The organism is Streptomyces calidiresistens (genome assembly GCF_014141525.1).
Lineage (GTDB): Bacteria > Actinomycetota > Actinomycetes > Streptomycetales > Streptomycetaceae > Streptomyces > Streptomyces calidiresistens.
On sequence record NZ_VKHS01000199.1, the window covers coordinates 1 to 7,688 of the forward strand.

Sequence of the window (7,688 nt, forward strand, 5' to 3'; positions counted from 1 at the left end):
GGCGGGGACGGTGGCCCCGGCCGGACCGGCGGCCGGGGAGGCCGGCGGGGCGGGGTCGGCGGGAGCCGGGGCGTGGTGCACGTTCATCCACCACAGTGTTCCAGAGGTCGCCGGGAACGCACGTTTCCGGTCGGTGTTCGGGCCGGCCCGGGAAGCGGGGCGCACCGGGCGGACACGCCCCTCGGGGGCGGGGCCCGCTCAGCCTGCCGGTCGGTCCGCCGGCGGCCCCGGGTCCGGCTCCGCGATCAACCGCCGGGCGGCGGGCAGCGCCGCCGCGACGTCCGAGGCCACCGGTGGCTCCGGGCACAGCCGCGCCGCGAGGCCGTGCAGGTACGCCCCGGCCGTCGCGGCCTCCCCCGGAGCCAGCCCGGCCGCCAGGAGCGAGCCGATCAGTCCCGCGAGCACGTCCCCGGTGCCGGCCGTGGCCAGCCACGGGGTGCCCGTCGGGTTGGCGATCACCGGCGGCGGCGGACCCTCGGTCGGCGGCACGGTCACCAGCGTCGTGGAGCCCTTGAGCAGCGTGGTCGCCCCGAACCGGGAGGCCAGTTCGCGCACCGCCCACAGCCGGCGGGCCTCCACCTCCTCCCGGTCCACCCCCAGCAGTCGGGCCGCCTCCCCCGCGTGCGGGGTGAGGATCAGGGGGGCGCGACGGTCGGCGGGCAGGGCGTCGCGGAACAGGGCGAGGGCGTCGGCGTCCACCACGGTGGGCACGTCGTCGGCGAGCACCGCGGCCAGACGTTCGCGCCCCTCGTCGGCGTCGTCCAGGCCGGGGCCGACCACCCAGGCCTGCACCCGTCCGTGCCCCACCAGCACCTCGGGGTGTCGGGCCAGGACCGCTTCGGCGGGCGGCCCCAGGTAGCGGACCGCGCCGGCGCCGCCGCGCAGCGCGGCCGAGACCGCGAGGACGGCCGCCCCCGGGTACCGCTCGGATCCCGCCGCGACGCCGACCACGCCCCGCCGGTACTTGTCGCTCTCCGGGCCCGGGGTCGGCAACAGGGCGGCGATGTCGGCGTGTTCGGGCGCCACCACCTCCGGCCCGGCCTCCCCGCCGAACCGGGCCAGTTCCGGACCCAGCCCGATGTCCACGGCGTGCACCACGCCGGCGCGGTACCGGGCCGGGGCGACCAGCAGCGCCGGCTTGTGGGTACCGAAGGTGACGGTGACGGCGGCGTCCACCGCCTCGCCCCGCACCTCGCCGGTGTCCGCCTCCACCCCGCTGGGGAGGTCCACCGCCAGCACGGGTGCCCCGGTGGCGGTCGCCCGCCGCACCACCTCGGCCGCCGGGGAGCGCAGTCCGCCGCGTCCGCCGATGCCGAGCAGTCCGTCCACGACCAGGGCGGGCGGGTTCCCCGGCCGGCCCCAGACCCGCGGCGCGCCGTCCTCCGCCAGGGCGTCGGCGGTCCCGACGATCCGGGCACCGCGACGGCGCAACGCCGCCAGGCCCGCGGGGTGCGCGCGGTCGGGGTCGAGGAGGACGGCGGTGACGGCCACGCCGCGCGCGGCGAGCCGGGCACCGGCCCACAGGGCGTCGCCCCCGTTGTCGCCGGTGCCCACGAGCAGCACCACCCGGGCGCCGGTGACCGGTCCGGGTCGCAGCATCCGCAGGCAGACGGCGGCCAGACCGGCGGCGGCCCGCTGCATCAGGGCCCCGTCGGGGAGGCGTTCCAGGAGGGCGCGCTCGGCGGCGCGCACGGTCTCGACGCGATACGCGGTACGCATCCGCCCAGTCTGCCCGGAGCACCGGGTGCCGGTGGGGAAGCGGGCACGCGGGTCGGGCCCTCCCGCCGCCGGGAGGGCCCCGGGGACTCCGATGGAACGCGATGACACGCGAGGGGACCCGCCCGCACGGTCGCGGTGGATACCGGCGTGCCGCGGACGAGGACCCCGTGGTCCGGACAGGTGGTGCCGGGGCGTCGCCCCGGCGTCAACCCTCGGCGATCACCACGGCCGAGGCCACCCCCGCGTCGTGACTGAGCGACACGTGCCAGTGCCGCACACCGAGTTCGGCCGCGCGGGCCGCCACCGTCCCGCGCACCGTCAACCGGGGACGGCCGAGATCGTCGGTGGACACCTCGGCGTCGGTCCAGCGCAGACCGGGAGGCGCGCCCAGGGCCTTGGCCAGCGCCTCCTTGGCCGCGAAACGGGCCGCCAGGGAGGCGGTGCCGCGCCGCTCGCCGTCGGGCAGCCACATCTCGGTGTCCACGAAGAGCCGGTCCGCCAGGCGGGGGGTGCGGCGCAGCGACTCGGCGAAACGGTCGATGCCGGCCACGTCGATGCCCACTCCGATGATCACGCCCGACTCCCCTGCCGTTCCTCGCGCGCTCCCGACCCCACCGGGCCGTGTCGCCTGCCAACCGGCAGCGTAGCGGCGCCGATGCCCCGGGGCGGGCCCCGGCGGGGAGCCCCGAAGGGCGGTGCGGACAATGGTTGCGTGGTCCCCTCATCGCAGCAGCCCTCGTACCGACCGGCCGGAACGGAACCCGCCGGTCCGGAGTTCGCCGACACCGTCGGGGACCCGCTGCCCCGCCCGGCCGGCGCCGGCGGCTCCCGCCCCCGGCGTCCCGCCGGCCCCTACGTCGATCTGAGCCGCGCCGAGTGGAGCACCCTGCGCGAGCGGACCCCGCTCACGCTCTCCGCCGAGGAGGTCGAGGAGTTGCGCGGCCTGGGCGACGTCATCGACCTCGACGAGGTGCGGGAGGTCTACCTGCCGCTGGCGCGCCTGCTCCACCTCTACGTCGAGGCCACCCGGGGGCTGCGCGGCGCGCTGAACACCTTCCTCGGCGACCTGGGCAACGGCGGGGAGGAACGCCGGCGCGGCACGCCGTTCGTGATCGGCGTGGCCGGCAGCGTGGCGGTCGGCAAGTCCACCGTCTCCCGGCTGTTGAAGGTGCTGCTGGGACGCGGACCGGAGAACCCCCGGGTGGAGCTGGTGACCACCGACGGCTTCCTCCACCCCAACGCCGAGCTGCGGCGGCGCGGCCTGATGGAGCGCAAGGGCTTCCCCGAGTCCTACGACCGGCGGGCCCTGACCCGGTTCGTCGCCGACGTCAAGGCCGGTCGGGAGGAGGTCACCGCCCCGGTCTACTCGCACCTGGTGTACGACATCGTGCCGGGCGAGCGGCTGGTGGTGCGGCGCCCCGACATCCTCATCGTGGAAGGGCTGAACGTCCTGCAACCCGCGCTGCCGGGCCGGGACGGACGGACCCGGGTGGCGCTCGCCGACTACTTCGACTTCTCGGTGTACGTGGACGCGCGCCCCGACGACATCCGCGAGTGGTACCTGGAGCGCTTCCGCAAGCTGCGCGAGACGGCGTTCCGGGACCCGCACTCGTACTTCCGCCGCTGGACCCTGGTGCCGGAGGAGGAGGCGCTGGCCTACGCGCGGAACATCTGGGCGACCATCAACGGGCCCAACCTGACGCAGAACGTGGAGCCCACCCGGGGGCGGGCGACGCTGATCCTGCGCAAGGGGCCGGACCACACGGTGCGCCGGCTGTCGCTGCGCAAGCTCTGACCCCCGGGACGACCGGCCCCGGACGCGCCGGTGCCCCGGGGGCGGCGACCCCCGGGGCACCCACGGACGACGGTGGACACCGGCGGAGGGCTCAGCCGGTCCGCACGGAGTCGTTCACGGAACCGTTCAGGGCGTCGCCCGGCGTCAGTTCGGCACGCACGACCTCGGCGAGTTCGTCGGCCACCCGGCGGGCCTGGTCGGCGTCGGGGGCCTCGACCATCACCCGCACCAGCGGCTCGGTGCCGGAGGGGCGCAGCAGCACCCGGCCCGTGGTGCCCAGCTCCCGCTCCGCCGCCGCGACGGCCGTCGCGAGCCCGGCGCACTCGCCGACCCGGGCCTTGTCCACGCCGCGCACGTTGACCAGCACCTGCGGCAGGCGGGTCATCACGGCGGCCAGGTCGGCCAGCGGGCGGCCGGTGGCGGCGACCCGGGCGGCGAGCAGCAGGCCGGTGAGGGTGCCGTCGCCGGTGGTGGCGTGGTCCAGGGCGATGACGTGCCCGGACTGCTCCCCGCCGAGGGCGAAGCCGCCGGCCGTCATCTCCTCCAGCACGTAGCGGTCGCCGACGGCGGTCTGCCGCAGTTCGATGCCCTCGCGCTCCATCGCCAGCTTGAAGCCGAGGTTGGACATCACCGTGGCGACGACGGTGTTGCCGCGCAGGGTGCCGGCCTCGCGCATGGCCAGGGCGAGGACGGCGAGGATGCGGTCGCCGTCCACCTCCTCGCCCGCGGCGTCCACGGCCAGGCAGCGGTCGGCGTCGCCGTCCACCGCGATGCCCAGGTCGGCGCCGTGCTCCAGGACCGCCGCGCGCAGCGGGGCGAGGTGGGTGGAGCCGCAGCCGTCGTTGATGTTGAGTCCGTCGGGGGAGGCGCCGATGGTGATGACGCGGGCACCGGCGCGCTCGAAGGCGGCCGGGGCGATGGTGGAGGCGGCGCCGTGCGCGGTGTCCAGGACGACCGTCAGACCGTCCAGGCGGTGGGGCAGCGCGGAGGCGAGGTGGTCGAGGTAGCGCTCGGCGACCTCCGGCCGCTCCACGACGCGGCCCACGCCGGCGCCCACCGGCAGGTCGCGGTGCTTCCCGTCGAGCAGTTCGCGGTAGCGCTCCTCGATGCGGTCCTCCAGCGCGTCGGGGAGTTTGCGACCGCCGCGGGCGAAGAACTTGATGCCGTTGTCCGGCATGGGGTTGTGGCTGGCCGAGAGCATGACCCCGAAGTCGGCGTCGAGCGCCTCGGTGAGGTGGGCCACGGCGGGGGTGGGCAGTACGCCGGGGCGGATCACGTCCACGCCCCGCCCGGCGAGTCCGGCCACGACGGCCGCCTCCAGGAACTCCCCGGACGCCCTCGGGTCCCGGCCGACCACCGCCACCGGGCGGCCGGCTGCGCCGGGCGCGCCGTTCGACCCCCGGTGTCCGTCGCGGTCGCCGAGCACCTCGGCCGCCGCGGCGGCCAGGCCCAGCGCCAGCTCGGCGGTCAGCTCGACGTTCGCGACGCCGCGAACCCCGTCGGTACCGAAGAGTCGTGCCACTGTTTCCTCCGAACGTGCTGCGGGCGGCCCCCACTGCGCCAACCCTATCCCCGGATTGTCTTTCGACCGACAATCGGCACAAAGGGGAACGGAACGCCGAACGCCCCGTCGGCGGCGAACCGCCGACGGGGCGTCGGTGACGGCCGACCCGCTCCCCGGGGCCCTCTCGGGCCGACCGGGGAGCGGCTGTCGCCGCGTCAGCGCTTGCTGTACTGCGTACCCTTGCGCGCCTTCTTCAGACCGGCCTTCTTCCGCTCGACCGCGCGGGCGTCGCGGGTCAGGAAGCCGGCCTTCTTCAGGGTGGGGCGGTTGTTCTCGACGTCCGCCTCGTTCAGGGCGCGGGCCACGCCCAGGCGCAGGGCGCCGGCCTGGCCGGAGACGCCGCCGCCGGCGATGCGGGCGATGACGTCGTAGCGGTTGTCCAGCTCGAGCACCTTGAAGGGCTCGTTGACCTCCTGCTGGTGAACCTTGTTCGGGAAGTAGGCCTCCAGCGTGCGGCCGTTGATCTTCCAGTTGCCGCTGCCCGGCACGATGCGCACGCGGGCGATCGCGTTCTTGCGGCGACCGGTGCCGGCGCCCGGCAGCGGGTCGCCGAAGCGGGAGGCGAGGGACTCGGAGTCGTACTCCTCGACCGGCGCGCTCTCGGTGGTGTACTCGCCACCCTCGGGCACCTCGACCTCGGCGGCCTCGGTGTCGAACTCTTCGGTGGACTCGGTGGTGTTCTCGGCCACGATGCTCCTCGAAACTCTCTGTCTGGGATGGGTGGCCGGGACTACTGCGCGACCTGGGTGATCTCGAACGGCTGCGGCTGCTGGGCGGTGTGCGGGTGCTCCGGACCCGCGTACACCTTCAGCTTCGACAGCATCTGACGGCCGAGGGTGTTCTTGGGCAGCATGCCCCGAACGGCCTTCTCGACGGCCTTCTCCGGGTTCTTCGCCAGCAGCTCGTCGTAGCGGACGGACCGCAGACCGCCGGGGTAGCCGGAGTGACGGTAGGCGAGCTTCTGGCTCCGCTTGTTGCCCGAGAGGTGCACCTTGTCGGCGTTGATGATGACGACGAAGTCACCGGTGTCGACGTGGGGGGCGTAGATGGGCTTGTGCTTCCCGCGCAGCAGGATGGCGGCCTGGGACGCCAGACGGCCCAGGACGACGTCCCGGGCGTCGATGACGTGCCACTGGCGCTGGACGTCGCCGGGCTTGGGGCTGTACGTACGCACGGTCGTAGCCTTCGCTTCTTCGGTGAGTGGATCCTTACAAGGACCGGGGGTCCTCACCCCGGCCGAGCCGGGGCACGGTGACGCAAACCGCGCGACGATCGGGAGGGAGCACCCCACTTGTCCTGCGCAAGGCCCCTCACGTGAGATCGAGCAAGCCATTACGCATATCGACCAGGCAGAATACCGGTCCGCGAGGGGAGGGGTCAAAACGACCCGTCCCCCGGCGGGACCGCCCTCCGGTGCCGACCCGCCGGGATCACCGGGAATCCGGGCCGGGACGGGCGTTGGGGGCTCGCGCGGTTGTTCCCTAGGATGCCGGCATGAGCCATGTCCAGGGGGGACCCAGCGGGGACCCGCAGTGGGGAGTCGGGGGCGGCGCGCCGACCCCGGACTGGAGCGCGCTGGCCGCCGACGCCGAGCGCGACCGGCGGCGCCGACGCCGGCTGGTGGTCGGCGGCGGCGCCCTGGCCACCGTCCTGGTCGGGACGGCGGTGGCCCTCGCCATCGTGCACCAGGGCAACGGCGGCGGCTCCGACGCGCCCGCCGACCGGGGCGGCAACGCCCTGGACGCCGCCGGGGGTTCCTCCCCGGACGCACAGCCCGAGCCCACCTTCTCCGAGACCAGCCTGCCGCCCCCGCCCAAGCCCCGGGAGTTCGTCACCGACCCGGAGAAGGATCTGGCGCCCTTCACCTCCGACTCCTTCTTCGCCGGCGAGACGATGCGGGTCGAGGACCGCGAGTACCTGCGGGGAGCCGCCGACACCGCCGAGGGCACCGAGGCCTGCGCGGCCACCGCGGGCCCCGGTCCGGCCACCGCGCTCACCGAGCACGGCTGCCTCGCGCTGGTGCGCGCCACGTACACCGCCGAGGGGGTGGCCGTGACCGTGGGGGTGGCGCAGTTCCCCGGCGAGGAGGAGGCCGCCGCGGCGAAGGAGGCGGCCGAGGGGCCCATCACACCGCTGATCGGCGAGGGGGCCGCCGCCTTCTGCCAACGCGGCGGCTGCCGCACCACCCGCAGCCAGCTGGGCCGGTACGTGTACTTCACCATCGCCGGGAACCTGGACAACACCCCCGACTCCGGCGAGGACACCCCCGCCCAGCGGGCCGCCCGGGACGGCAACGAGCACGCCTACACCCGGATCGTGCAGCGCGGCGAGAGCCAGGCCTCGGCCTCCGCCGAGGCGCTGATCGCCGAGCGGCAGCGCGCCGCCGGCGGCGGCGCGGACGAGGAGCCGGAACCGGGCGCCACGGACGGCGACTGACGCGACGGGAACGTCCGCGGGCCCGGGCGACGGACCGACCGCCGGGACCCCGGACGCGCGGGCCCGGGGCCCGGATCGGCCGGGGGCCGGAGGCGGAACACACACGACGGGGTGCCGACGGCACGGCCGGTCCGGTCCGCCCACCGCCGTCCCCGGAACCCGGGGCCCCGGGCC

7 protein-coding genes are annotated in these 7,688 nt (G+C 75.7%); 2 read left to right on the forward strand and 5 right to left on the reverse strand.

Annotated elements, in window-relative coordinates; all coding sequences use genetic code 11:
- Positions 1-198 precede the first annotated feature (198 nt).
- On the reverse strand, positions 199-1,719 hold the full coding sequence (locus FOE67_RS10855) for an NAD(P)H-hydrate dehydratase (RefSeq protein WP_182663013.1): 1,521 nt from the start codon (positions 1,717-1,719) through the stop codon (positions 199-201).
- Positions 1,720-1,924: 205 nt separating this feature from the next.
- Entirely contained in the window at positions 1,925-2,293 is a 369-nt protein-coding gene (locus FOE67_RS10860) for a holo-ACP synthase (RefSeq protein ID WP_182663015.1), read from the reverse strand.
- Between the two features lie 225 nt (positions 2,294-2,518).
- Here FOE67_RS10860 and coaA point away from each other — a divergent pair, with 225 nt between their 5' ends.
- Positions 2,519-3,514 (forward strand): type I pantothenate kinase, encoded by a 996-nt coding sequence (gene coaA / locus FOE67_RS10865; protein ID WP_182663025.1) that lies wholly within the window; start codon positions 2,519-2,521, stop codon positions 3,512-3,514.
- Positions 3,515-3,605: 91 nt separating this feature from the next.
- Here coaA and glmM read toward each other — a convergent pair whose 3' ends face one another.
- The 3 genes from glmM to rplM form a co-directional block, all read right to left on the reverse strand.
- A complete protein-coding gene (gene glmM, locus FOE67_RS10870) occupies positions 3,606-5,036 on the reverse strand; it encodes a phosphoglucosamine mutase (RefSeq protein WP_182663017.1) in 1,431 nt (476 codons plus the stop codon).
- A 197-nt stretch (positions 5,037-5,233) separates the two neighbouring features.
- Positions 5,234-5,767: a 30S ribosomal protein S9 gene (rpsI, locus tag FOE67_RS10875; protein ID WP_182663019.1), complete on the reverse strand. Its 534-nt coding sequence runs from the start codon at positions 5,765-5,767 to the stop codon at positions 5,234-5,236.
- Between the two features lie 41 nt (positions 5,768-5,808).
- Complete coding sequence (gene rplM / locus FOE67_RS10880; RefSeq protein ID WP_182663021.1) at positions 5,809-6,252, reverse strand: 50S ribosomal protein L13; 444 nt, start codon at positions 6,250-6,252, stop codon at positions 5,809-5,811.
- 320 nt (positions 6,253-6,572) lie between these two features.
- Between rplM and FOE67_RS10885 the strand changes: the two genes are divergently transcribed.
- Positions 6,573-7,514, forward strand: coding sequence for a hypothetical protein (locus FOE67_RS10885; RefSeq protein ID WP_182663023.1), 942 nt, complete (start codon positions 6,573-6,575; stop codon positions 7,512-7,514).
- Positions 7,515-7,688 lie beyond the last annotated feature (174 nt).